This is a genomic window from Streptomyces sp. SYP-A7185, assembly GCF_046103685.1.
Taxonomy (GTDB): Bacteria; Actinomycetota; Actinomycetes; order Streptomycetales; family Streptomycetaceae; genus Streptomyces.
The window spans coordinates 1,542,951-1,565,485 of record NZ_CP122310.1; the positions used below are offsets into that span (position 1 = coordinate 1,542,951).

The 22,535-nt window shown below is 72.8% G+C and carries 20 protein-coding genes; 10 read left to right on the forward strand and 10 right to left on the reverse strand.

Going from position 1 to position 22,535, the window contains the following annotated elements; all coding sequences use genetic code 11:
* Positions 1-10: 10 nt before the first annotated feature.
* Positions 11-1,627: an apolipoprotein N-acyltransferase gene (gene lnt / locus QBL25_RS06570; protein WP_409056045.1), complete on the reverse strand. Its 1,617-nt coding sequence runs from the start codon at positions 1,625-1,627 to the stop codon at positions 11-13.
* A gap of 256 nt (positions 1,628-1,883) precedes the next feature.
* Here lnt and QBL25_RS06575 point away from each other — a divergent pair, with 256 nt between their 5' ends.
* On the forward strand, positions 1,884-2,951 hold the full coding sequence (locus QBL25_RS06575) for an O-antigen ligase family protein (protein WP_409056046.1): 1,068 nt from the start codon (positions 1,884-1,886) through the stop codon (positions 2,949-2,951).
* Here the strand turns inward: QBL25_RS06575 and QBL25_RS06580 are convergent.
* The gene (locus QBL25_RS06580; protein ID WP_409056047.1) at positions 2,908-3,462 is read right to left on the reverse strand and encodes a hypothetical protein; all 555 of its coding nucleotides are present in this window, start codon (positions 3,460-3,462) and stop codon (positions 2,908-2,910) included. The genes QBL25_RS06575 and QBL25_RS06580 overlap by 44 nt on opposite strands.
* A gap of 198 nt (positions 3,463-3,660) precedes the next feature.
* Positions 3,661-4,446 (reverse strand): glutamate racemase, encoded by a 786-nt coding sequence (locus tag QBL25_RS06585; protein WP_409056048.1) that lies wholly within the window; start codon positions 4,444-4,446, stop codon positions 3,661-3,663.
* A gap of 58 nt (positions 4,447-4,504) precedes the next feature.
* Here QBL25_RS06585 and QBL25_RS06590 point away from each other — a divergent pair, with 58 nt between their 5' ends.
* The gene (locus tag QBL25_RS06590; RefSeq protein WP_409056049.1) at positions 4,505-5,680 is read left to right on the forward strand and encodes a glycosyltransferase; all 1,176 of its coding nucleotides are present in this window, start codon (positions 4,505-4,507) and stop codon (positions 5,678-5,680) included.
* 16 nt (positions 5,681-5,696) lie between these two features.
* Here the strand turns inward: QBL25_RS06590 and QBL25_RS06595 are convergent, their stop codons facing one another.
* Positions 5,697-6,995 carry a TerD family protein gene (locus tag QBL25_RS06595; RefSeq protein ID WP_409062569.1) on the reverse strand — a complete coding sequence of 433 codons (1,299 nt, stop codon included), beginning with the start codon at positions 6,993-6,995 and terminating at the stop codon, positions 5,697-5,699.
* Positions 6,996-7,287: 292 nt separating this feature from the next.
* On the opposite strand from QBL25_RS06595, the gene QBL25_RS06600 reads away from it, so the two are divergent.
* From QBL25_RS06600 to QBL25_RS06615, 4 genes are all read left to right on the forward strand, one after another.
* Positions 7,288-7,710 (forward strand): DUF6643 family protein, encoded by a 423-nt coding sequence (locus tag QBL25_RS06600; RefSeq protein WP_409056050.1) that lies wholly within the window; start codon positions 7,288-7,290, stop codon positions 7,708-7,710.
* Between the two features lie 46 nt (positions 7,711-7,756).
* Positions 7,757-8,593: an MOSC domain-containing protein gene (locus tag QBL25_RS06605; RefSeq protein ID WP_409056051.1), complete on the forward strand. Its 837-nt coding sequence runs from the start codon at positions 7,757-7,759 to the stop codon at positions 8,591-8,593.
* A gap of 141 nt (positions 8,594-8,734) precedes the next feature.
* Positions 8,735-9,340: a hypothetical protein gene (locus QBL25_RS06610; protein ID WP_409056052.1), complete on the forward strand. Its 606-nt coding sequence runs from the start codon at positions 8,735-8,737 to the stop codon at positions 9,338-9,340.
* A 186-nt stretch (positions 9,341-9,526) separates the two neighbouring features.
* The gene (locus QBL25_RS06615) at positions 9,527-11,941 is read left to right on the forward strand and encodes a right-handed parallel beta-helix repeat-containing protein (RefSeq protein ID WP_409056053.1); all 2,415 of its coding nucleotides are present in this window, start codon (positions 9,527-9,529) and stop codon (positions 11,939-11,941) included.
* On the opposite strand, the gene QBL25_RS06620 is transcribed toward QBL25_RS06615, so the two are convergent.
* Positions 11,901-14,285: a hypothetical protein gene (locus tag QBL25_RS06620; protein WP_409056054.1), complete on the reverse strand. Its 2,385-nt coding sequence runs from the start codon at positions 14,283-14,285 to the stop codon at positions 11,901-11,903. The genes QBL25_RS06615 and QBL25_RS06620 overlap by 41 nt on opposite strands.
* Positions 14,286-14,490: 205 nt before the next feature.
* Here QBL25_RS06620 and QBL25_RS06625 point away from each other — a divergent pair, with 205 nt between their 5' ends.
* Both QBL25_RS06625 and QBL25_RS06630 read left to right on the forward strand, forming a co-directional pair.
* Positions 14,491-15,384, forward strand: a complete 894-nt coding sequence (locus QBL25_RS06625) for a DeoR/GlpR family DNA-binding transcription regulator (protein ID WP_409056055.1) — start codon at positions 14,491-14,493, stop codon at positions 15,382-15,384.
* Between the two features lie 63 nt (positions 15,385-15,447).
* Positions 15,448-15,936 (forward strand): SRPBCC family protein, encoded by a 489-nt coding sequence (locus QBL25_RS06630; RefSeq protein ID WP_409056056.1) that lies wholly within the window; start codon positions 15,448-15,450, stop codon positions 15,934-15,936.
* Between the two features lie 60 nt (positions 15,937-15,996).
* Here QBL25_RS06630 and QBL25_RS06635 read toward each other — a convergent pair whose 3' ends face one another.
* Positions 15,997-17,091: a PLP-dependent cysteine synthase family protein gene (locus tag QBL25_RS06635; protein WP_409062570.1), complete on the reverse strand. Its 1,095-nt coding sequence runs from the start codon at positions 17,089-17,091 to the stop codon at positions 15,997-15,999.
* Between the two features lie 330 nt (positions 17,092-17,421).
* On the opposite strand from QBL25_RS06635, the gene QBL25_RS06640 reads away from it, so the two are divergent.
* Positions 17,422-17,751 (forward strand): hypothetical protein, encoded by a 330-nt coding sequence (locus QBL25_RS06640; protein ID WP_409056057.1) that lies wholly within the window; start codon positions 17,422-17,424, stop codon positions 17,749-17,751.
* Between the two features lie 66 nt (positions 17,752-17,817).
* Here the strand turns inward: QBL25_RS06640 and QBL25_RS06645 are convergent, their stop codons facing one another.
* Positions 17,818-17,982: a hypothetical protein gene (locus QBL25_RS06645; protein WP_409062971.1), complete on the reverse strand. Its 165-nt coding sequence runs from the start codon at positions 17,980-17,982 to the stop codon at positions 17,818-17,820.
* Between QBL25_RS06645 and QBL25_RS06650 the strand changes: the two genes are divergently transcribed.
* A complete protein-coding gene (locus tag QBL25_RS06650; RefSeq protein ID WP_409056058.1) occupies positions 17,954-18,493 on the forward strand; it encodes an ATP-binding protein in 540 nt (179 codons plus the stop codon). The genes QBL25_RS06645 and QBL25_RS06650 overlap by 29 nt on opposite strands.
* 59 nt (positions 18,494-18,552) lie before the next feature.
* Here the strand turns inward: QBL25_RS06650 and QBL25_RS06655 are convergent, their stop codons facing one another.
* The 3 genes from QBL25_RS06655 to QBL25_RS06665 are packed head-to-tail and all read right to left on the reverse strand — an operon-like array spanning position 18,553 to position 22,387.
* A complete protein-coding gene (locus tag QBL25_RS06655; protein WP_409056059.1) occupies positions 18,553-21,174 on the reverse strand; it encodes an ABC transporter permease in 2,622 nt (873 codons plus the stop codon).
* A complete protein-coding gene (locus QBL25_RS06660) occupies positions 21,171-22,091 on the reverse strand; it encodes an ABC transporter ATP-binding protein (RefSeq protein ID WP_409056060.1) in 921 nt (306 codons plus the stop codon). The genes QBL25_RS06655 and QBL25_RS06660 overlap by 4 nt, the downstream gene beginning before the upstream one ends.
* A complete protein-coding gene (locus tag QBL25_RS06665) occupies positions 22,088-22,387 on the reverse strand; it encodes an SHOCT domain-containing protein (protein WP_409056061.1) in 300 nt (99 codons plus the stop codon). Before QBL25_RS06665 ends, QBL25_RS06660 begins: the two co-directional genes overlap by 4 nt.
* Between the last annotated feature and the right edge of the window lie 148 nt (positions 22,388-22,535).

Here is a 22,535-nt window from a genome sequence, read left to right on the forward strand (position 1 = left end):
GCCTTCGACCCTAACGGGCCTGGCGGGCCCGCTTCTCCCGTACGGCGCCGGTGACCGCCCAGCCGAGCCCGCCCGCCGCGATCAGCACCACAAGGCCCTCGGGCAGGACACCGAGCCGGGTCGCCGGGGTCTTCGACGAACGCAGCGGCACCTCCTCGACCAGGGAGTCCGCGGTGAACCACGTCGTCTTCTGCGAGACACGGCCGTCCGGCATGATGATCGCGCTGACCCCGCTGGTCACCGGGACGGTGACCGTACGGCTGTGCTCGACGGCGCGGATCCGCGACATGGCCAGCTGCTGGTAGGTCATCTCGCTGCGGTCGAACGTCGCGTTGTTGCTGGGCACGGAGATCAGCTGCGCGCCGTGCGTGACGGTGTCGCGCACCGCCCAGTCGAAGGCCGCTTCGTAGCAGGTGGCAAGTCCCACCTTCGTGCCCGCCATGGTGAAGACGCCGGGCTCGGAGCCGCGGCTGAAGTCCTGGCGCACCATGCCCACGTCGCTGCTGAAGAAGCCGACGACGCCGCGCAGCGGGATGTACTCGCCGAAGGGCTGGATCTGCCGCTTGTCGTAGGTGTCCGTGGGGCCCTTCTGCGGGTCCCACAGGATCTGCTCGTTGAAGAGCCTGCCGTCCTTGGCCTGGACGACGCCGCCCACCGAGATGGGGGCGCCGATCGCCTTGACCGCGCGCTCGATGGCCGCGCGGGCGTCGGGGTTGGTGAACGGGTCGATGTCGGAGGAGTTCTCCGGCCACAGCACGAAGTCAGGCTGCTTCGCCTTGCCCGCCTTCACCCGCTCCGCCAGCCGCTGGGTCTCGCGCACGTGGTGGTCGAGCACGGCCCGGCGCTGGGCGTTGAACTCCAGGCCCGCCTGCGGGACGTTGCCCTGGATGGCCGCGACGGTCGCGGTGCCGTCCTCGGCGTCGTCGCTCACCAGCGGGCGCGCGGCGAAGGCACCGGCGACCGGGACGAGCACGCCGAGCAGGGCCGCTGCCGCCGCACCCCGGCGCACGACGCGGGCGGTGCGCACCTCGCGGGCCTGGCGGACGACCTCGAAGAGCCCGAAGCCGCACAGGACCACCGCGAACCCGAGCACGGGCGTGCCACCGAGCGCGGCCAGCGGCAGGAAGACCCCGTCCGCCTGCCCGAAGGCGATCTTGCCCCAGGGGAATCCGCTGAACGGCACGCGCGCGCGTGCCGCCTCGCCGGCGATCCACAGGGCCGCCGCCCACAGCGGATACCCGGGCAGCCGGGAGACCACCGCGATGCCCGCTCCGACCAGCGCGACGAACATCGCCTCGATGGCGGCGAGCGCCAGCCACGGCCCGGGCCCGACCTCCACCCCGGTCCACACCAGGAGCGGCAGCAGGAAGCCGAGACCGAAGAGGTAGCCCAGTCCCAGGCCCGCCTTCCAGCCGCGGCCGTGCAGGCACCAGGCGAACACCCCGAAGGCCGGCAGGGCGAGCCACCACAGGGTGCGTGGCGGAAAGCTGACGTAGAGCAGCACTCCGGAGAGTGCCGCCGCGGTGGCCGGGACGAGCGCTCGCAGGAACCGGGCCTTGCGCGATGCGGGCGCGGGCTGCGGTCCGAGCTGCTCCGACTCGTCTACGGAGGTGGTGGTGGCGGTCACTCGGGGAGTGTACGGCGCGTCACGTGGACACCGACAGGACGGTCGTGCCTGGCAGACACCGCTTCCGCGGCCCCCGGGAGGCAAGACGCGCGCAGGCGTCGGACGGGCGATCGACGGATCGTTCCTGCGCAAGATGTCCACAACTCCCCGTTGCAGCGGTTACGGTGTGCCCGAGTCCCTGACCTGCGGCCGGATCAAGCCACAGCGTTCGGGACCCGTCATATCGACGGGGGGCGACGGGGTGGGGACAACGGGGATGGCCGCGACGGCCGGTCGATCAGGGGCGTACGAACGGCGCAGCACGTCCGACGCGACGGGCTGCGCGCTGCTCGGCGTGTGCGCGGCATGGTCCTTGATCACCGCGGGGGTGCACGGCGGCCAGCCCGAGGGTGTGCTCCTCGCGGTGCTCGCCGTGGCCGCGGGGTACGCGGGCGGGCGGATCGGCGGCGCGCTGCTGCCGGTCGCCGCGCCCTGCGTCGGCGCGCTGGCCGGGGTGGGCCTCGCCATCGCGGCCCCGCAGCTCTCGCCGGGCCCCGTGAGCGCGGCGCCGCTCGGCCACACCGGCGCCACGGCGGCGCTCCTGATCCTGGCGACGGGAGCGGCCTGCTGCGCGGCCTGGGCGGCCCGGAGCCCCGCCGTGGGGCTCGCGATGCGGCTGCTGGCCGTGGGCATCGCGGTGACCGCGCTGGTGGCCGGCTCGATGGCCGCCGCCGTCGCGTGCACCGGGATCCTGCTCTGCTCGCTGGCGACCGCGCTGATGCGGCGCCGGGTGCTCGGCCTCGCCGGGCTCGCCCTGGCGACGGCGGTGGTGACCGGTCTGACCTGGGCCATCGCCGACGACGTGCTCCCGGAGGGGTTGAGCGCGTCCCTGGAGGGCCAGCTGGACGGCTACCGGGTCGAGCTGTGGCACGACGCGCTGGCGCTCACCGGCCAGGAGCCGGTGCTCGGCGTGGGCCCCGGCCGGTTCGCCGATTCGAGCCCCACGGTGGCCGAACACTTCCTGGCGGACGGCAAGCCGCATTCGGCGCCGTTGCAGCAGGCGGCCGAGCAGGGTCTGATCGGTGTGGTCCTGCTGGCGGCGGTCTTCTGCTGGCTGCTGTACGCCCTGTACCGCTCGCCGCGCTCCACCCAGGTCGTCCTGTCGGCGGGCGCGGCCCTGACGGCGCTCGCCGCGGTGGCCTCGGTCGGCAACGCGCTGAGCCTGACGGCGGTGACGACAGGGGCGGGATATCTCGCGGGCATCGCCACGGCGCGACCGCTGGGCGAGGAACCGGCGCAGGTCAGAGCGCCGGGCGGGCCGCCATGGACAGCCGGGCGCGAATGATCCGTACGGCCGCTTCGGCGTCGTCGACGGTGATCGTGAACCGGCGGCCGTCGCCCAGGACGAGGACCAGGCCCTCCCCGCGCCTGACCACGACGGCGGTGCCGATGTCGGGCCGCGAGCGATAGCCCCAGCCGCCCCACTGCCGGGGGCTGACGGCCTGCGCGAACTCCGCGCCGACCACGTGGGAGAGGGGGATGCGGCGGCGCGGCAGCCCCATGTGGCCGCAGCGCACCTCCAGGCAGTCCTTGTCGACCTTCACGGCGACGTGCACGAAGGCGAGGGTGCCGAACAGGATCAGGAGCCCGGCTGCGATGCACCCCACGACGGACATGGCGAGGGCGGCGACCCCGGACGTCCACATGTTGTCGACGGCCAGCTCGATCCCCAGGGCCAGGCAGAGAGCGCCGGACAGCGCAAGCAGCCACTGCACGCGGTTGGTCGCGCTGCCGGTCCAGACTTCCGGCGGGACGTCGGCCGTGCTGCCCCGCTCACCGTGCGTGTGGTCCCTCATGCGAACGAGAGTACCGACGTTCCGGTCGGAAGGCACCGCATCGCGGAGCGTCACCGTCCCGCCTGGACGCCCGGTCCCCTTGCGTACAGGGGCCGGGGCGCGGTCGGCGGACGTGCGCGCCGTTCGCCCGTACGGGACGGGGCGGGCAGGCCCCTGCGGGGCCCGTGCGCTGCACCGGGCGCGTGGCTCCGCGGAGGCTCAGCGCGCGGGAGTGGCCGCCGCGAGCAGCCTGCCTTCGGCGTACGTGTGGGCGGCGACGGGCAGCTCGGCCGTGCGGCCGCTGAGGATCACCGTCAGGCCGCCCTCGGTGCCGTTTCCGGGACCGGGGGCCTCGCCGGTCCTGCGCAGGGCCTGGGCGGCGACCGCTCCGGCGGAGCCGTGCAGGACCAGGGGCGGCTGACCGGGCTGCTGGAGGGCCGCGCGGATGCGCTCGGCGACCAGCTCGTAATGGGTGCAGCCCAGGACGACGGCCGTTACGTCACGCGGGGTGAGGGCGGCTGCCGCGGCGACCGCCTTGTCGATGGCCGCCTCGTCGGCGTACTGCACGGCGTCCGCGAGACCGGGGCAGGGCACCTCGGTGACGGCCACGCCGCCGGCGAACTCCTCGATGAGGCCGCGCTGGTAGGGGCTGCCGGTGGTCGCGGGGGTGGCCCAGATGGCGATGGGGCCGCCGCCGGCCGCGGCCGGCTTGATCGCCGGCACGGTCCCGATGACGGGCAGCTCGGGCTCGAAGCGGGCCCGCAGCGCGGGCAGGGCGTGCACGGACGAGGTGTTGCAGGCGACGATCAGCGCGTCGGGCCGGTGCGCGGCGGCCGCTTCGGCGACGGCGAGCGAGCGCCGGGTGACGTCCTCGGCGGAACGCGGTCCCCAGGGCAGCCCGTCGGGGTCCGAGGAGAGGACGAGCTCGGCGTCCGGCCGCAGACGACGTACCGCCACCGCGGCGGCGAGCAGGCCGATACCGGAGTCCATGAGCGCGATCTTCACCCGGTCACCATAGTCGATGGGCCTGTGGCGCCCGCCCGCGTGGGGCAGACTGCGGCGGATGAGCGCCGTTGTGTGGACCGCCGCCGCCTCGCTTGCCGCCTGGCTGTGGCTGCTGTGGGGACAGGGCTTCTTCTGGCGCACGGACCTGCGTCTGCCGCCGCGCCGCGAACCGGACGCCTGGCCCTCGGTCTGTGTCGTCGTGCCCGCCCGTGACGAGGCCGCCGTGCTGCCCGACAGCCTGCCCTCGCTGCTGGCCCAGGACTATCCCGGGCGGGCCGAGATCTTCCTCGTGGACGACGGGAGTTCGGACGGCACGGGCGAGCTGGCCCGCGCCCTGGCCGATCGGCACGGAGGCCTGCCCCTGACGGTCGGCTCACCGGGAGAGCCGCCGCCGGGCTGGACGGGCAAGCTGTGGGCCGTCCAGCACGGCATGGGCCTGGCACGCGCGCGTGAGCCCCGGTATCTGCTGCTCACCGATGCGGACATCGCCCATGAGCCGGACAGCCTGCGGGAGTTGGTCGCCGCGGCGGAGACGACCGGTTTGGATCTTGTCTCGCAGATGGCGCGGCTGCGCGTGGCGAGCATGTGGGAGCGGCTCGTCGTCCCGGCGTTCGTCTACTTCTTCGCGCAGCTGTATCCGTTCCGCTGGATCGCGAAGAAGGGCTCGCGCACGGCCGCGGCCGCCGGCGGCTGCGTCCTGCTCGCCGCCGCGGCCGCCGAGCGCGCGGACATCCCCGACTCCATCCGGCACGCGGTGATCGACGACGTGACGCTGGCGAAGGCGGTGAAGCGCTCGGGCGGCCGCATCTGGCTGGGCCTCGCGGAACGCGTCGACAGCGTGCGCCCGTACCCGGGCCTCGGCGACCTGTGGCGGATGGTCTCGCGCAGCGCCTACGCCCAGCTGCGCCACCAGCCCCTGATCCTGCTCGGCACGGTCCTGGGACTCGCCCTGGTCTATCTGGTGCCCCCGGCGGCCCTGCTCGGCGGCCTGGCCGCCGGCAGCGCCCTGCCCGCCGCGCTCGGCGGGGCCGCGTGGCTGGTGATGACGGCGACATACGTCCCGATGCTGCGCTACTACCGGCAGACGCTGTGGCTCGCTCCCCTGCTGCCGTTCACCGCTTTCCTCTACCTCCTGATGACGGTGGACTCGGCGGTGCGGCACTACCGGGGGCGCGGGGCGGCGTGGAAGGGGCGGACCTACGCCCGCCCCGATCCCGCTCCCGGACGCCGGTGAGGCCTCGGCCGGGGCGCTACTTCCTGCCGGGCGTCCAGTTCATGCCCCAGCCGTAGGCGTAGTCGATGGTGCGCTGCGGGCTGACGCCGCGCTCGGGCACCAGGTAGCGGGCCTCGCGCTGGACGAACAGGTCGCCGTTGTTGTTCGTGAGCAGCGCGAGCGCGCACACCGTGGAGGGCACCGTGCACTCGTCGAGCGAGAAGTCGATGGAGGCGCCGTGCTGCGGTTGCAGCGTCACCGTGGCGTTCAGGTCGGCGAAGCTGCGCGCGCCTTCGTAGATCGTCACGAAGATGACGATGCGCTTGAAGTCCTTGATGTGGTCGAGGTTGACCGTGAGGTTCTCGCCGCTGGCCACCGCGCCGGTGCGGTCGTCGCCGTCGAGCAGGAGGTACGGCGGCTGGTCCAGCGACCCGAAGGCATTGCCGAGCGCCTGGACGACGCCCTTGCGGCCGTCGGCCAGTTCGTACAGGGCGCACAGGTCCAGGTCTAGGTCAGCGTGCATGGCCACGGCCCGGCCGAGCTTGCTCGCCCAGCCCTTGAACTGCTTGCGCACCTCCCAGTTGAGGTTCACGCGCATCGCCCCGGAGGTGCCGCCCTGCTTGGTGAGGGAGACCGACGGGGCGTCCTTGGTGAGCGTGACCTTGGTCAGCCGCACGGGCGGGCCCGCGGGCGCGGGGGACGCGAGGGGCTGCGGCGGAGCCTGGGCGGGGGCCGCGGGAGCGACCGGGGCGGGGGGCGGCTGCACGGCGGCCGGAGCGGGCGCCGGCGCCTGCTGCGGTTCGTCCACCGAGATCCCGTAGTCGGTGGCCAGGCCCTGGAGTCCGCTGCCGTAGCCCTGTCCGACGGCGCGGAACTTCCACGCGCCTTGGCGGCGGTAGAGCTCGCCGAGGACGAACGCCGTCTCGACGGTGGCGTCCTCGCTGTCGTAGCGCGCGATCTCGGCGCCGTTCGCCGCGTCGACGACCCGGATGAACAGGCCCGGGACCTGTCCGAACGTGCCGCCGTCCGTCGAGGCGGCGAGCACCACGGTCTCGACGGCGGCCTCCACGCGCGCGAGGTCGACCACGAGCGCGTCGGTCACCCGGCCACCGTCGGTCTTCTTGCCCTCATGGCGCACGGCGCCGGAGGAGTGGACCGCCTGGTTGTAGAAGACGAAGTCGTCGTCCGAGCGGACCTTCCCGGAGGAGGCGAGCAACAGCGCCGACGCGTCGGCGTCCGGCACGCCGGCCCCTGAAGTCCACCCCAATTCGACGCGCACGGCAGGTGCCGGCACGGGAACATTTGATCCTTTAGGCATTGTCATGTCCGCCCCCATCGCAAGTGGCCACGTCCGGCCGACCGCCGTCCCGTTCATGACCAACCTATTACCCGCACCCCCGAGTGGCCCACGCCCGCCGCCCGGAGCCCGCCGCACACCCCTGGTGTCAACCGTGCGTCAACCGCCGGTAACCCGTACGGAGCTTGGCTTTTACAGGATCCCTACGCCGCCGCGCGACCGATTTTTCCTAAGTTCGCTCGCATTGGGGATCTCAGTTCACTACCGACACGTAAAACAACCCTCTTATCGGTCTCCCCAACCAGCACATCAAGGGCTTAACTTATGTGTCATGACCTCCCCCCGCTCCACCTATGGCGGCGGTTACTACTCCGCGCCGTCCTTCCCGGACACTCCGATCTACGACTCCCTTGTCGCCGAGCGGGGTACTCCTCAGATCGCCCCGATCCGGGTCCCCTCCGCGTACGACACGGGCAGTCACCTGCCCGCGCTCCCGGCCGCCCTGCCGGCGCTGCCGGCCGCACCGTCCCACCACAACCCCTCGTACGGCTACGCGCAGCAGCCCGCACCGCTGCAACAGGCGCCCGCGCCGTACATCCCGCAGCAGCCCTCGGCGCCGCGCGGATACCCGGGCCCCCAGCAACAACAGCGCCCCCCGGCCGGTACGGGCTACGAGGCCATGCGCCCCGCGGCACCCCGCCCGGCCCCGGCGACGTACGAGGATCCGTACAACCGCCCCTACCGCGGCTACTGATTCGCCCGCGCGCGTCCCTGTCAGTGGCTGCTGGCAGGATGACGGCATGCCGAATCCAGCGCTGCACTCGATCCACTTCTACCCGCTCAAGGCGGTCGGGGGACACGCTCCGCGTGAGGCCGTCGTCGAGCCCTGGGGACTCGCCGGTGACCGGCGGTGGATGCTGGTCGACGGCGCGGGACGGCTCGTCACGCAACGGCCTCATCCGAGGCTGGCGTTGGCCGCCGCCGAGCACCTGCCCGGCGGCGGCATACGCATGTCCGCACCCGGCCGGGAGCCGCTGACCGTCGCCGTGCCGCCCTCCGGCGAGACCGTCACGGTGGAGATCTGGAAGGACAAGGTGGAGGCGGAGCCCGCCGCCGAGGCCGCGCACGCCTGGTTCAGCGCCCATCTGGAGACGGACGTGCGGCTCGTCCACCTCGCCGACCCCGCCACCCGGCGCCCCATCGATCCGGCGTACGCCGAGGACGGCGAGACCGTCTCCTTCGCCGACGGCTACCCGCTGCTCCTGACCACGCTCTCCTCCCTCGACGCCCTGAACTCGCTCATCGCCCAGGGCGACCACTCCGACGAGGGCCCCCTGCCCATGAACCGTTTCCGGCCGAATGTGGTCGTGGACGGGACGGCTCCCTGGGCCGAGGACGACTGGGCGCGCGTCGCGATCGGCGAGGTCACCTTCCGGGTGGCCAAGATGTGCGGCCGCTGCGTCGTGACCACCACCGACCAGCGCACCGCCGAGCGCGGCAAAGAGCCGCTGCGGACCCTCGCCAAGCACCGCCGCTTCGGTGACCAGCTCGTCTTCGGCCAGAATCTGGTGCCGGAGACGACCGGTCCGATCCGGATCGGCGACCCGTTCACCGTCCTTGACCGACGGGTAGGTTGACGGCATCGGGCCGGGGAACCCGAAGGCCGGGCATGGTCGTTGAGCGGGGACGAGAAGGGTGATATGCCTCTCTCTTCTCCCCGCCGGTGTGTGGGCCGTGCCGTTCGTGGTGATGACGGACGCGGAAGGGGGTGCAGGACTGTGCGAGCACTCGTCGGACTCTGGCGCTGGCGGCACAATCCGCTGCGCCGGAAGACCGACCTCGTCGAAGCCTGGGTGGCCTTCGTGGCCGTGCTGCTCATCGCCGTCGCCGCGCCGCTGGCCGGCTTCGCGATCGGCGGCGCCTCGCGGGACGCCCTCCTTCAGTCGGTGCGGGAACAGCGCGAGGTGCGTCACGAGGTGACGGGCACGGTGGTCAAGAAGGTCTCCAGACCCCCGGTCGACCCCGACCCCGAGACGGCCTCCGCACGCGACCGGCACAGCCGGGTGCTGGCCGAGTGGACGGCCCCGGACGGCACGGCGCACTCCGGCACGGTCCTCGCCGCCCTCCGCTCCCCCGACCCCGGCGACCGCTTCCGCCTCTGGACCGACGAGCACGGCCAGGTGGTCGGCCGCCCGCTGGACGACGCGACGGCGGGCACCCACGCGGCGCTGGCCGGAATCGGCGCCGCCGCGGCCGTCGTCGGCCTCGTCGAAGGAGCCAGGCGCATCGTCGTCTGGCGCATCGTCCAGCGGCGCTACGACCGCTGGGACCAGGCCTGGGAGAAGGCCGGACCGGACTGGGGACGGACCGGAACCGGCTCCTGAGACACCCGGCGAAGGCCCACCGGGCCCGGCCGGGCCGGTAAGAGAGCGGCGATGACCAGGTGAGAGCCTGGCGATCGGGTCAACTCGCCCTCGCCGCGCGCGCTACGGTGGACCGGCCGAACTCTTCGGCGCCTTGCGCGAGGTCGTGAGGTCCCGCGTACGACAAGGTGGGGGCAGAGCAACTCCATGGCACAGGGCACGGTCCAGGTGACGCACACCGGCACCTCGCGGTGGCGGCGCCGCACGGGTGAGTACGCATCGCTCGCTGCCGCCTTGGAGGCCGCGAGCGACGGGGACGTCCTCACCATCGCCCCCGGCACGTACCGCGAGAATCTCGTCGTCCAGCGGGCGGTGACGCTGCGCGGCCCCGAGGGCTCCCACGGCTCCGTCCGCATCGCACCCGCCGACGGGGTGCCGCTCACCGTCCGCTCGTCGGCCGTGGTGCAGGACCTGCACGTCGAGGGGCAGGACTCGGCCGCGCCCGCGCTGCTCGTCGAGGACGGGGCACCCGAACTCGTCGACGTCCGCGTGGTGACGCGTTCCGCGACCGGCATCGAGGTGCGCGGCGGAGCACGCCCGACCGTGCGCCGCTGCACGGTCGACAACCCCGGCGGCATCGGCATCGCCGTGCTCGACGGCGGGGGCGGTGTCTTCGAGGAGTGCGAGGTCGTCGCGGCCGGGCAGTCGGGCGTCGCCGTGCGCGGCGGCGCGCACCCCCGCCTGGAGCGCTGCCGGGTGCACCACGCGTCCGGCGCGGGCCTCTCGGTGACCGGGGAGCACTCCGGTCTCGAGGCGATCGGCTGCGAGGTGTACGAGGTCAAGGGCTCGGGCGTGCAGATCACCGGACGGGCGGTGGCGCATCTGACGGACTGCGACGTGCACCGCACGACGTCGGACGGCGTCACGCTCGACACGGACGCCGTCCTGACGCTGGCCGACTGCCGCATCCACGACATCCCGGAGAACGCGATCGACCTGCGGTCCCGTTCGGTCCTGACGCTGACCCGGTCCACCGTGCGGCAGTTCGGGCGCAACGGCCTGTCGGTGTGGGACCCGGGCACCCGCGTGGACGCCAACCAGTGCGAGATCCACGACAGCACGGGCGACTACCCCGCGGTGTGGGTCAGCGACGGCGCGACGGTCGTCCTGGAGTCCTGCCGGGTGCACGACGTGCCGGACGCGCTGTTCGTCCTGGACCGCGGCTCACGCGCCGACGTCGTCGACAGCGATCTCTCCCAGGTGCGCAACACGGCGGTGTCCGTGAGCGACGGCGCGACGGCGCAGCTGGACGACTGCCGCATCCGCGACGCCGCCACCGGCGCGTGGTTCCGCGACCACGGCAGCGGCGGCACCCTGGCCAACTGCACGGTCGACGGCGTCCAGACGGGCGTGATCGTCACCAAGGGCGCCGACCCCACCATCGAGCGCTGCACGGTCACCTCGCCCGCGGAGGCCGGTTTCTACGTCTCGGCGGGCGGCCGCGGCAGCCTCCAGGGCTGCCGCGTGAACGACAGCGGCGGGTACGGCTTCCACGTCATCGACGGCTGCCGTACGACCTTGAAGAAATGCCGCACGGAGCGGTGCGCGCGCGGCGGCTTCGAGTTCGCCGAGGACGGCCCGCTCGTGGAGGACTGCACCAGCGACGAGAGCGGCGGGGTGCGGACCGCGACCGCCACCGCGCGGGAGGCCGCCCCGCAGACGGCCCAGCAGACCGTGGGGCTGCTCGGCACGATCCCCGGACAGCGCACGGACCCGGAGCCCGCGAAGCCCGCGGCCCCCGAGACACCCTCCCGCTCGTCGAAGGACGTCCTCGGGGAACTCGACAAGCTGGTGGGCCTGGAGAGCGTCAAGCGCGAGGTGCGCGCCCTCACCGACATGATCGAGGTCGGGCGGCGCCGGCAGCTGGCCGGTCTCAAGGCGGCCTCGGCGCGCCGCCATCTGGTGTTCACCGGCTCCCCCGGCACCGGCAAGACGACCGTGGCCCGGCTCTACGGCGAGATCCTTGCGTCGCTCGGCGTCCTGGAGAGCGGGCACCTCGTCGAGGTGTCGCGCGTCGACCTGGTGGGCGAGCACATCGGGTCGACGGCGATCCGCACCCAGGAGGCGTTCGACCGGGCGCGCGGCGGCGTGCTGTTCATCGACGAGGCGTACGCGCTCTCGCCCGAGGACTCCGGGCGCGACTTCGGCCGGGAAGCCATCGACACGCTGGTGAAGCTGATGGAGGACCACCGCGAGGCGGTGGTGGTGATCGTCGCGGGCTACACCGTGGAGATGGAGCGCTTCTTGTCGGTCAACCCCGGTGTGGCGTCCCGTTTCTCACGCACCATCACCTTCGGCGACTACGCGCCCGAGGAGCTGCTGCGGATCGTCGAGCAGCAGGCCGAGGAGCATGAGTACCGCCTGGACACGGGGACGGGCGAGGCCCTCCTGAAGTACTTCACGGCGCTTCCCAAGGGCCCGGCGTTCGGCAACGGCCGCACCGCGCGCCAGACGTTCGAGGCGATGGTGGAGCGGCACGCGGGGCGCGTCGCCCAGTTCGAGGAGCCGAGCACGGACGACCTCACCCTGCTGTATCCGGAGGATCTGCCGGAGCTGCCGTGACCGTCGCGGCGGCCTGAGCGGCCTGGGCGGTCTGCGTGCCCTGCGGGCGCGGGGCGGGCACGGCGGGCTTGAGCCGGGCCAGCAGCCGGGCGCGCTCCTCGGCGAAGGCGGGGTCGGCCTGGTAGTCGGAGTGGCCCAGGATCGGTGCGGGCAGCGGGTGTTGCTCCGTGCGGCCGTAGACCAGGGGGTCCTTGAGGGCCTCGTGGTCGACCTGGGGCCCGCCGTCGTCCGGGACGACCCGCACGGGGCCGCCGATGGGATCCGTGGTGCGGTACAGGTTGCGCCAGCAGTCGACCTCGCGGTGCAGCGAGCCGAGGGCGGCCGGTCCGAAGTGCGCCGGGAACCAGCGTCCGTAGAGGCGCTCCAGCGGTGAGCCGTACGTGAGCAGGGCGACCCGCTTGCGCACGGAGGGCCACAGCTGCCAGGCGGCCGCGGCGGCCAGGACGCTGCCCTGCGAGTGCCCGGAGATGACGAGCCGGCCCCCCGTGGCGCGCGTCGCGCGGGTCCAGGTGTGCATGCGCCAGGTGAGGTCGGGGACGGCACGCTCGGCGTAGCAGGGCGGGGCGAAGGGGTGGGCGGCGCGCGGCCAGAACGTGCCGACGTCCCACAGGATGCCGATGGTGCGCCGCGCGGAGGGATCGCGGTAGGCGCGCCGGCCCCACGTCACGAACAGTATGAAACCGAAGCCGATGAGCCAGGAGCCGAGCGCCTGGGAGGTCTCGACCGCTCCTTCGAGGAAGAGCGGCAGCCCCTGCGCGGCCTCGCTCGGCACCTTCTCGCTCACCCAGGCGCCGACGAGCGCCCCCGCGCCGAGCAGCAGCGTCACCGCCGAGGTGATGCCCACCAAAAGCGGGGCCCGGTCGGTGAGGGCGGCACGCGCGCGCGTCCCGGCGATGCGCCGGCTGCGGGCCGTGTCCTTGGGCTCGCCCGGGTATTCGAGCGGGATGGTCTCCCGCTCGCGGCGGGCCCGCCGCCAGGTGCGGACGCCCAGCCAGCCGCAGAGCGCCGCCAGGACCACCAGGAGGGGCGGGATGACGGAAGCCTGCCAGGTCAGGAGCACGGGCGGGCCGTCGATGGTGCCGCCGGAGCCGGGCTCCCCCGCGCCGTCCAGCCAGTCGGCGACGCGCTGGGCGCCGCCTCCCGACATCACCCCGCCCAGCGCGCAGGCCAGCATCGCGACAGCCGGGCCCGCGAAACCCCGCAGGGCGGTGCGCGAGTCGGGTGCCGTGCGGTACAGAAGGCGGGCGACCACCGCGAGCGCGACGACCAGGAGCCCCTGCACCAGGGCGATGCCGCCGAAAGTCGCGTTGCCCGGGAGCCTGCCCTCGGAGGTCCAGTCGGGGCGTGACCACCCGGCGTACAGGAGCGTCAGGACGAGCAAGGCGAGCGCGCCCAGGGGCAGCCCGCGGATCAGCCTCTCGTCGAGGTGCCGGTCGAGCTTGTTCTCGCTGCGGCCCCTGCGCCAGACCACCAGGACGACCAGAGCGCCGCCCAGGACCAGCGTCACGTCGAGGATCCAGCCGAGGGCGTCAAGGAGCGCGGGCCCGCCCGGGCGCCGGTCGTGGCGGGTGGCCGCGGCGCCGACCGCGGCGGCCACCGTGAGGAAACCGGCGGCCGTGTGCGCGGCCCGCAGCCGGGCCACCAGCCGGCGCCCGTACCAGAACCCGGGCTTGCCGAGCGCGGTGCGTCCGGCCTCCTCCTCCGGGTCGGCCTGGTGGGGCAGCGGGGTCTGGGACTCGTACGCGCTCCAGGTGCGCTGGGAGAGGTACCAGAGCAGGCCGGTGAGGGCGGCGGGCAGCACGGCGGCGAAGGCGAGGCGACGGCCGGGCTGGCTCCACCAGCCGCCGCCCCCGGAGGCGTCGGCCGCCAGGAAGCCCAGCCAGGAGCGGTCGGCCGCGCACGCGGGGGTGCCCGCGCACTGCCAGGCCGTGAGGTCGATGGCGACCTCGCAGGCGGCGGCGACGAGCAGGACGGTGAGGCTGAGCCCGGTCAGGCGCACCAGCAGGCCGTACATCCGCACGGCTCCGCGCCTGCGCCGCGAAGTGGGCCGCATCCAGTGCGCGAGGTTGACGACCATGAACGGCAGCAGCAGGAGCCAGAGCGCCCGCGAGCCGTTCCCGGAGGTCAGATTGCACCAGACGTACGCCTCCGGGACCGGCTTGCCGCGGTAGTCGTCCGGGCGCTGCTCGGCGTCGGCGTCCTCGGTGCGGCGGAACACGGCCGCCGTCTCGTCGCCGGAGATCCGCACGGTCCTGGGATCGCCCAGCATCTGCTCGGGCGTGGTGCCCCCCACTCCGTGGACGAGGAGTTCGAGAGCCGTCTCTTCTCTGTGGTCAGCTGCCACCGTTCGCTTCCCCCGATGTGCGCGTGGTCAGGCCACAAGGATCTCCGTTCCTGACCCCGTCCACACCTCCCCTCACGTAATCTCCCCGTTCCGGGTGAGCACGCGGATTCGGGCGGTGGGCCGCCTGTCGGCGGCGCATGCGAGGATGAGGCAGCGCGATGGACGGGCGCGACGGGTGTGACGAGGCAGAAGGGCCGGGACGGACGTGAGCGAGAATCAGAACCTCCTCGCGGAGCAGCGCCGCGCCCTCATCCTCGACGAGGTACGCCGCCGGGGCGGGGTCCGGGTCAATGAACTGACCCGCAAGCTGGGTGTGTCGGACATGACCGTCCGCCGCGATCTCGACGCCCTCGCCCGCCAGGGTGTCCTGGAGAAGGTGCACGGCGGCGCCGTCCCGGTGGTCGAGGCGAGCACGCACGAGCCGGGGTTCGAGGCCAAGTCGGGCCTGGAGCTGACCGCCAAGGAGGACATCGCGCGCACCGCGGCCTCCCTGGTGGCGCCGGGCACGGCGATCGCGCTCTCCGGCGGCACGACGACGTACGCACTGGCCCACCACCTCCTGGACGTGCCGGACCTGACGGTGGTGACGAACTCCGTGCGGGTCGCGGACGTCTTCCACTCCGCGCAGCGCACCTCGGGCCAGCGCCAGGGCGCGGCCACGGTCGTCCTGACGGGCGGGGTGCGCACTCCCTCGGACTCGCTGGTGGGGCCGGTCGCCGACCAGGCGATCGGCGCGCTGCACTTCGACGTGCTCTTCCTGGGTGTGCACGGCATATCGGCGGAGGCCGGGCTCTCCACGCCGAACCTCGCGGAGGCCGAGACCAACCGGCGTCTGGTGCAGTCGGCGCGCCGGGTCATCGTGGTGGCCGACCACACCAAGTGGGGCACGGTGGGCCTGAGTTCGTTCGCCAGCCTGGCGCAGGTCGACACGCTCGTGACGGACGCGGGCCTGCCCGCGGAGGCGCGCACGGAGATCTCCGAGCATCTGCGGCGCCTGGTGGTGACGGGCCGGCCCGAGGAGCCGGGCCCCGACGAGCGGGGCGAGCCCGAGGAGAGCGTCGTGCGCGCGGGCAACGCCGGGAGCACCGCAGACATCTGACGGTCCGCCAGCTATGGTGACGGTGTCCGGTCAACGACCCGATACCGCTGGGGGCTGCGTTCGATGGCACGCCGACTGAGGCCCGTGGGGCTGGAGTTCGCCGAGTCCGCTCCCCTGCGGCTGGTCTTCGCCCGCGAGGTGAGCGCCTCGCCGGACGCGGTGTACCGCGCGCTCGCCGAGGACGTGGCCAACTGGCCCGCGTGGTTCACCGCGGTCACGCTGTGCCGTCCCACCGAGGGCGCGGACGGCACCAAAGGCCGTGAGGTCCGGCTCAAGGGCGGCACGCGCTTCTGGGAGACGATCGTCGCCGCCGAACCGTCGGAGCGGTACGCCTACCGCGTCGACGAGTCGAACGCCCCGGGGCTGCGTGCCCTCCTGGAGGAGTGGCGGCTGACCCCGGCCGGGACCGGCACCCGCGTGCGGTGGACGTTCGCCGCGGACGGCACCGCCCCCTTCCGCCTGGCCCTGAGCGTCGGCCGCTCGGGCCTGGGCCGCTCCTTCCGTGACGCGGTGACGGCCCTCGACCGTCGCCTGACCACGGCCGACGCCTGAGCCCGGACGCGAACGCGGGCGGGGCGCCGAGCGGGACAGCGGGCGGGCCGTCAGGGCCGCCTAGGTCCAGGTGCCGTTCGCGAGCAGCGACTTGATGGCGGTCGCGTAGGGCGTGATGTCCATACCCTGTTCGGCCAGCCACGCGTCCGAGTAGTACTTGTCCAGATACCGGTCGCCCGGGTCGCACAGGAGCGTGACGACACTGCCCGTGCGGCCCTCGGCCACCATCTCGGCGACGATCTTCAGCGAGCTCCACAGGCCGGTGCCGGTGGAGCCGCCCGCCTTGCGGCCGATCGCCTGCTCCAGAGCGCGTACGGCGGCGACGCTCGCCGCGTCCGGCACCTTCATCATGCGGTCGATCGCGCCGGGCACGAAGCTCGGCTCCATTCGCGGCCTGCCGATGCCCTCGATACGGGAGCCGCAGTCGCTGGTGGCGTCGGGGTCGTGGTGGGTCCAGCCGTCGAAGAAGCACGAGTTCTCGGGGTCGGCGACACACAGGCGGGTGTCGTACTGCATGTAGTGGACGTAGCGGGCGATGGTCGCCGAGGTGCCGCCGGTGCCCGCCGTGGCGACGATCCACGCGGGCTCCGGATAGCGCTCCAGACGCATCTGCTGGTAGATCGACTCGGCGATGTTGTTGTTGCCCCGCCAGTCCGTCGCGCGTTCCGCGTAGGTGAACTGGTCCATGTAGTGCCCGCCGGTCTCGGCGGCGAGAGCGGCGGACTCTGCGTACATCGTGCGCGAGTCGTCCACGAAGTGGCACTGGCCGCCATGGAATTCGATCAGTCGGCACTTCTCGGCGCTGGTCGTGCGAGGCATCACCGCGATGAAGGGCACCCCGATCAGACCGGCGAAGTACGCCTCGGAGACGGCTGTCGAGCCGCTGGAGGCCTCGATGACGGGGCGTCCTGGCCGGATCCAGCCGTTGCAGAGGCCGTAGAGGAAGAGCGAGCGGGCGAGGCGGTGCTTGAGGCTGCCGGTCGGATGGGTCGACTCGTCCTTGAGGTACAGGTCGATGCCCCAGTGCTCCGGCAGCGGAAAGCGCAGCAGATGCGTGTCGGCGGAGCGGTTGGCGTCGGCCTGCACCTTGCGTACGGCTTCTTTGAGCCACGCGCGGTACTCCGCGTCGCTGCGGTCCACGTCGAGCGTGGTCATCGGCTCCTCGGCTTGATCCTGCTGTGTGGTGCTCACCGCGCGGCTCCTTGGCGTCAACCTGGCCGCGCTCCGAGCGGGCCGGACACCTCGATCATAGGCACCTTCCGCACGCTTCTCACCTGCATAAACACACCTTTGAGCACCTCAAAGGAACACCTGGCGCAGCCGACCGGCACCGCACCACGGCACACTGGTAAGGGGGCCGCGTCCACTTATGACCACGTCTTCATACGCACTGGTGCTCGACCTCAGGTGCGTGCAGACTGCACCGCACGGGAAAGCGGTCCCGTACGGAACGACACACCGAAGCGCTCAAGGGGGCGGAACGTCATGGCGGAGCCGGAGTTCACGGCCACAGGCGTGCGGATCGGACGACGGTTGCGCTCCCTCACCCGGGCGGGCCAAATCCGTATCACCGACGGCAGGTTCGAGCTGCTGACCAGTTACGGCAGCGAGATCGACAGCGCGCCCGTCCAGACGGTGAAGGCCGGCAAGCCGTGGTTCGCCCCCGACGACCGGGCCCTGGCCGAGCTGAACGGCACGCGCTACCGGCTGACTCTCGCCGACCATGACCCCGCGCCCGGCAAGGCAGGACCGCCCACGGTCCGCAAGTTCATCGACGCGGTCCGCAGCGCCAAGGGCCGCATGGCCCGCGCCTGAGAAGTCCGCGCACTACGGCCGGAGCGGTGCGAGTTGCACGCTCGCACCCCCTGAGTCACTCTGGTCTCACATCACTCTGGGTTCATCGGCGATGACGCTGCGAACCAGCCCGCCGGTTACGAACAGCAGCCGGCAGACCCCGCGGCCGCTGCTGAATCCGATCGTCGCCTTCTTCCGGACCGCAATTCGGGGAGTCGCAGCCGTGATCAGCCAGCCAAGCAGGTATTGCACGGTAGAGCTTCAAGCCCTGCCGTCGCGGATCCGCCAGGTCCGCAGAATCGTATCGGCGCAGTTGCGCTACTGGCATCTCGATCCGTTGATAGACCAGGCCGCGCTCGGTGTGACCGAGCTCCTGACCAACGTGCACCGGCACGCACAGCCGGACAAGGTGTGCACCGTGGAGATCGAGCTGCTGCTCGACCGACTCACGGTCTCCGTGCACGACCACGACCCCCGCCTTCCCGAGGTGCACGACGCGGAGCCCTTCGCGACGTGTGGCCGCGGGCTCGCCATGGTCGCCGCGGTCAGCGAGAGCTGGGGGGTACGCCCCCACGGCGACACGGGCAAGGTCGTCTGGTTCACCCTCCCGGCCCCCACGTCCGCCGTCGCGCTGCCGGCCACCTACCCGGTCTGCGGTGCGGTCGCCGCGGGGCCCTTCGCCGACCTGGGTGTCGGGCCGAAGTCCCTCGCCGACGGGCACGCGCCCGGACATGCTCCCGCCCGGTCGGCCGTTGTCGGCTGACCGGGCGGTGACAGGCCCCGCGGGCGGCAAGAGCTCCGCGGGCCCGGCGCCGTCCTATGTCACTCGGTGGCGATGGCACGCAGCACGTCCAGGCGTGCGGCCCGCCGCGCCGGACGCAGACCCGCGAGGGCTCCCGCCGTCAGGCCCACCAGGACGACCACCGCGAGCTGCACGGGCGGCACCGCGAACGCGAAGGCACTGCTCGTCGCGGAGTCCGAGGCCTTGACGAGCACCCAGCCGAGGAAGCCGCCGAGCACCAGGCCGCCGGCCGTACCGAAGGCCGCGACCAGCACCGACTCCCAGCGGACCATGGCCCGCAGCTGCGCCCTGGTCTGCCCCACGGCCCGCAACAGGCCCAGCTCACGGGTCCGTTCGTGGATCGCCAGGGTCAGCGTGTTGGCGATGCCGAGCAGGGCGATCAGTACGGCGAGCGCGAGCAGGGCGTAGACCAGCGTGAGCATCATGTCGATGCCGCCCGCCGCGGACCGCGCGTACTCCCCACGGGTCTGCACATCCGGATTGCCGTACTCCTTGGCCACCTCGGACACCGCCGCCTTCCCCTCGGCCGCGCTCACGCCCTCCTTGAAGCTGACCGAGACGAGACTGTCGGCATCCTGCATGCGGTGCGGCGCCCAGGCCGCACGGGTGACGACGTAGTCCCCCGCGAGCTCCGACCGGCCGTACAGCGCACGCACGGTGAAGGTCGCCTTCTTGCCGTCGGCGAAGGCCAGCTCGGTGCGGGAGCCGACCTTCAGGTCCTGCTTCTCGGCCTCCTCGCGGGTGATCGCGATGCCGTCGGTGCCGAGCCCCTCCAGCGATCCTTCGACCTTTCCCAGGTCGAAGGACCGGGCGAAGGGACCAGGGTCGGTCACCGTCAGGGCGCGTCCCTCCCCGTCGACCTTCGCCGCGCCCTTGCCGAGGCCGACCGCGGTCGCGACCTCCGGCCGCTCGGCGAGCGCCGGGGCCAGCTTGGGGCTGAGTCCGCTGCCGCCCGCGCCGAAACCGGGGGTGCTGATGGCGAGGTCGCCCGCGAAGGAACGGCTGACCGTCTGGTCCATGGTCGCCTTCAGGGAGGCACCGAAGACCGTGAAGAGCGAGACGACGGCGACACCGATCATCAACGCGCTCGCGGTGGCCGCGGTCCGCTTCGGACTGCGCAGGGCGTTGCGCCGGGCGAGCCCGCCCGTGACGCCCCGCATCCGGTCCAGGGGTCCGCCGATCACCCGTACCGCACGGGAGGACGCGACCGGCCCGAGCACCACGAACGCGACGAGCGCGAGCGCCGCACCCGCTCCGGCCGGCCACACGGACGGGGTGAGGAGCACGCCGGCGAGCGAGAGCCCGACGGCGGCGAGCGCGAGGACCGCTCCGGCGACGGCACGCGTGCGTGAGGCACCGGAGTGGTCGACCGCCGTCTCACGCAGCGCGGCCAGCGGCGCGGTGCGCCCGGCGCGTACGGCGGGCAGCAGCGCGGAGCCCAGGCAGACCACGATGCCCACGGCCAGCGGCAGCAGCATCGACAGCGCGCTGACGACGAGATCGCCCTCGGGGAAGGGGAATCCGATGGCCGGGAAGAGCGCCTGAAGCCCGGCCGCGATCCCGATCCCGCCCGCGAGCCCGGCCACCGACGCGACCACGGCCACCACGCTCGCCTCGACCAGGGTGGCCGCGGTGACCTGGCGGCGCGAGGCGCCGAGCACACGCAGGAGGGCGTTCTCACGGGTGCGCTGGGCGACGACGATCGCGAAGGTGTTGTGGATGCTGAAGGTGGCGACGAGCAGTGCGACCCCGGAGAAGACCAGCAGGAAGCCGGTGAAGAGCGTCAGGAACTGCCCGGAGACGTTGTCCGTGTTCTCCGCCGCCGACGCCTCACCGGTGATGGCCTCAACTCCCCTGGGCAGTACGGGTTCCAGCGCGTCGACGAGTTCCCGCTCGCTCACGCCGGGTCCGGCCCGCACCTGGATGGACGCGGCCTCGCCGGGCTTCGGCGTCAGGTACTTCTCGGCGTCGGCCTGTGTCATGCCGGTGAAGGTGGTCTGGGCCATGCCGTCTTCGCCGCCGAAGGTCGCCAGGCCCACGATCGTCACCTTGAGGGGGTCGGGGGTGCGCAGCGTGGTCGTGTCGCCGACCTCCAGGTCGCCGGCCTCCGCGGCACCGCGGTTGACGACGACCTCGCCGGACGCGGCGGGGGCCCGGCCCTCGGCCAACCGGTAGGCGTTCAGCTCCTTGTCGCCGATCCAGTTCCCGGCGAGGGTGGGCGGCCCTTGGCCGCCGACGGGCTTCCCGTCCTTGCCGAGGAGCTGGCCCGCGCCCTGGATGCTGGGCGCGGCGGCGGCGACGCCGTCGGTCCGCTCGATCTTCTCGACCAGCGAGGTCTTCACGGGCTGCCGGGTGCCCTGGCTGTCGTCGGGGGTGGTCACGGTGTCGGCGCTGCGGACGACGGCATGGGTCCCGCTCGTGGCGTTGCCGAACATCGTGTCGAAGCTGCCGCGCAGGGTGTCCCCCATGACGAGCGTGCCCGCCAGGAAGGCCACACTGAGCATGACCGCGAGAAACGTACCGGCGAAGCGGCGCTTGTGCGCGCGGAGGGAGGCGAGGCTCAGGCGGGTGGTTGCTGAGGTTGTGGTGGGGGTGGAGGTGGATGTGGGGGTGGCGGGGGTGGGTTCGGGTGGGGTGGTCATGAAGGAGCCCCCTTGGTGTGGGGGTGAGGCTGGGAGTGGGGGTGGGGTTCCGGTTGCGTGCGGGGCCGGGGGTGAGGGCCGGTGGGCGTCTGCGGGTCGAAGGCCTTCAGCCGGTCGAGGACCTTGTCGGCGGTCGGGTCGGCCATCCGGTCGACGAGGCGGCCGTCCGCGAGGAAGACGACCTCGTCGGCGTGGGCGGCGGCGACCGGGTCGTGGGTGACCATGACGACGGTACGGCCCATCTGCCGTACGGCGCGGCCCAGGAGGCGCAGGACCTCCTCTCCGGAGCGCGAGTCGAGGTTGCCGGTCGGCTCGTCGGCGAAGACGACGTCGGGCCGTCCCGCGAACGCCCGCGCCACGGCGACGCGTTGCTGCTGCCCGCCGGAGAGTTCGGCGGGCCGGTGGTGGAGCCGGTCGCCCAGCCCCACCACGTCGACGAGGGCATCGATCCATTCCGCTGACGCGCCGTCACCGCGCTTGCCGGCGAGGTCCATCGGGAGCGTGATGTTCTCGGCCACGGTCAAGGTGGGTACCAGGTTGAAAGCCTGGAAGACGAAGCCGATGCGGTCCCGGCGCAGCAGCGTGAGGCGCCGGTCGTCGAGACCGCCCAGCTCGGTGTCGCCGATGTGGGCGGCCCCCGAGGTGAGGGTGTCGAGGCCCGCGGCACAGTGCATCAGGGTGGACTTGCCCGAGCCGGACGGACCCATGATCGCGGTGAACCGCCCGGCGGGAAAGCCGACGCTCACCCCGTCCAGGGCCCGCACGGCGGTGTCGCCGCCGCCGTAGACCTTGACGGCCTTGGTGACGCGGGCGGCATCGACGGTGGAGGTGGCACCTCGGGCGCCGGTGGTACCGGTGAGGCCCGTGGTGCCGGTGGGGCTGGTGGGGTCATTGGTGCCTTTGGCGCCGGTGGTCATGCCGCACCGCCCTTGGTGGCGCGCCCGAACTCCTCGTTCAGGACGGACAGGCGGCGCCAGTACTCTTCCTCGTCGATCTCGCCGGACGCGAACCGGCGGCCGAGCACGGCGATGGGCGACTTCTCGTCGATGCGTACGTTCCCCTCGCCGCCGTCCCGCTGCCACGGCGCACGACGCCCCCGCCACACGGTGCGACGCAGGAAGGTGACGCCGCCGATGACGACGGCCGCCCAGATGAGCGGGAAGAACAGGATCCACGGGCCGGGCCCGCCGTCGAAGTGAGCCAGGGTGTTCATGGTGTCCATCTCCTCGGGATGCGGTGCCTGGGAATTGCGGTGCCTCGGGAGGCGAAGCCTCGGAAAGCGGTGCCTCGGAAAGCGGTGCCTCGCGATGCCTGACGGTTGGTGCGCCCGGGCTTCGGCCGGGGTGTCGTGCGATGCCTTG